Annotated in this window: 3 protein-coding genes; all 3 read left to right on the forward strand. The window is 74.1% G+C overall.

The window, feature by feature from the left end:
• The coding region (locus NH339_RS18085) for a Trp biosynthesis-associated membrane protein (RefSeq protein WP_253027405.1) at positions 1-192 on the forward strand (192 nt) is incomplete at its 5' end.
• A gap of 98 nt (positions 193-290) precedes the next feature.
• Positions 291-1,481 (forward strand): glycosyltransferase family 4 protein, encoded by a 1,191-nt coding sequence (locus NH339_RS18090; protein WP_253027406.1) that lies wholly within the window; start codon positions 291-293, stop codon positions 1,479-1,481.
• Positions 1,478-1,789: hypothetical protein (locus tag NH339_RS18095; RefSeq protein WP_253027408.1), on the forward strand; the 312-nt coding region annotated here is incomplete at its 3' end. The genes NH339_RS18090 and NH339_RS18095, both read left to right, overlap by 4 nt.

Below are 1,789 nucleotides of genomic sequence, written 5' to 3' on the forward strand. Positions count from 1 at the left end.
CGCGTCGCGACGTCGCCGTGGCCGTTCGTCGCGGCCGGCGGCTTCGCGGTCGCGGCGCTGCTCGGCGCCGTCGTGGTCCGACACGGACGCGCCTGGCCCGGCATGAGCGGACGCTACGACGCGCCGTCGCGCCGCCCGGTCGTCGAGGACCCGTGGAAGGCGCTCGACGAGGGACGCGACCCGACCGTGTGACGAAAGTCCCTCCACGAGCCGCCGCGGACGTAACCCCGGGTGCCGCGCCTCGTTGACCCGTGCGACACCGAGAAGCGGTGACCACGAGTGGAGGTCGAATGCGCGTCCTCGTGCACGACTACAGCGGGCACCCGTTCCAGGCCCAGCTCAGCCGCGAGCTCGCCCGGCGCGGGCACGACGTGACGCACTCCACCTGCAACGCCTACGTCTCCGGCAAGGGCCGTCTCGAGGCGCAGCCCGGCGAGACGATCCGCTTCGAGACCGTCGGCGACGGCATCGTCTTCGACAAGGGCCGCTTCGTGCAGCGGCTGCTCCTCGAGGTGCGCCTCGGTGTCGAGCTCGTGCGCCACGTGCGCCGCGTCCGTCCCGACGTCGCGCTCATGTCGAACGTGCAGATCCCGACGCTCGTCGTCTTCGCCGCCGCCATGGCGATGTTCCGCCAGCCCTGGGTGCTGTGGCACCAGGACGTCTACTCGGTGGCCGTCCGGTCCTTCGCCGGCGCCAAGCTCTCGCGCTCCTTCCGTGCCGTCGCGCTCGCGTTCGACCTGGCCGAGCGCTGGACGTCGCGGCGTGCCAGCCAGGTGGTCGTCATCGCCGACTCCTTCGTCCCGGTGCACGAGCGGTGGGGCACGGCGGACAAGACGACCGTCATCGCCAACTGGGCCCCGCTCGACGAGATCGTGCCCGTCCAGCGCAAGAACGACTGGGCCGTGGAGCACGAGCTCGACGACGTCCAGACCCTCCTGTACTCCGGGACCCTCGGCCTCAAGCACGACCCGGCCCTGCTGGTGCGGCTGACGGCCGCCGTGCGCGAGCTCGGTCGTCCCGTGCGGCTCGTCGTCGTGAACGAGGGCCCCGCGGCCGACGTGATCCGCGCCGAGGCCGACCGCCTCGACGTCCCGCTCACCCTGCTGCCCTTCCAGCCCTACGAGCGTCTTCCCGAGGTGCTCGGCAGCGGCGACGTCCTCGTCGTGCTGCTCGACCAGCAGGCGGGGGCGTTCTCGGTGCCGTCCAAGACGCTCTCCTACCTGTGCGCAGGCCGCCCCGTCGTCGGCCTGATGCCCGAGGAGAACGCCGCCTCCGACCTGGTCGAGCGCGCCGGTGGCCACGTCGGCCGTCCCGAGGCGGCCTCGCTGCCCGCGGCGGCGGCCTGGGTCGACGCCCTGCTCGCCGACGACGAGCGGCGCGACACCGTGCGTGCGCAGGCGCGTGAGCTCGCCGAGCAGGAGTTCTCGCTGGCCGGCTGCGCCGACCGGTTCGAGGCCGTGCTGCAGCGAGGTGCGCGATGACCGCCACGTCGAGCAGCGCGGCCCTGCGAGCGGACGCCGGCCCGGACGTCGTCGACCCCGTCCCCGCCGGCACCGTGCCGTTGGTCGTGGTCGGCCCGCGCACGCGCGTCGGTCGCAGCCTGCTGGCCCTGCGCGAAGGACCTGTGCTCGCCGTCTCGCGCCACGCCGACGACACCGCGGCGCTCGCGGGTGCCGACGTCCTCGACGTCGAGGACGACGACCTCGGGACTCGGCTGGCCGGTGCGTCGGCCGTCGACGTCGCCGTGTGCGCGCTGGGCCCCGTCCACCCGGGCGCCCCCGACCACGCC

This window comes from Aeromicrobium sp. CnD17-E (assembly GCF_024124745.1).
Classification (GTDB): domain Bacteria; phylum Actinomycetota; class Actinomycetes; order Propionibacteriales; family Nocardioidaceae; genus Aeromicrobium.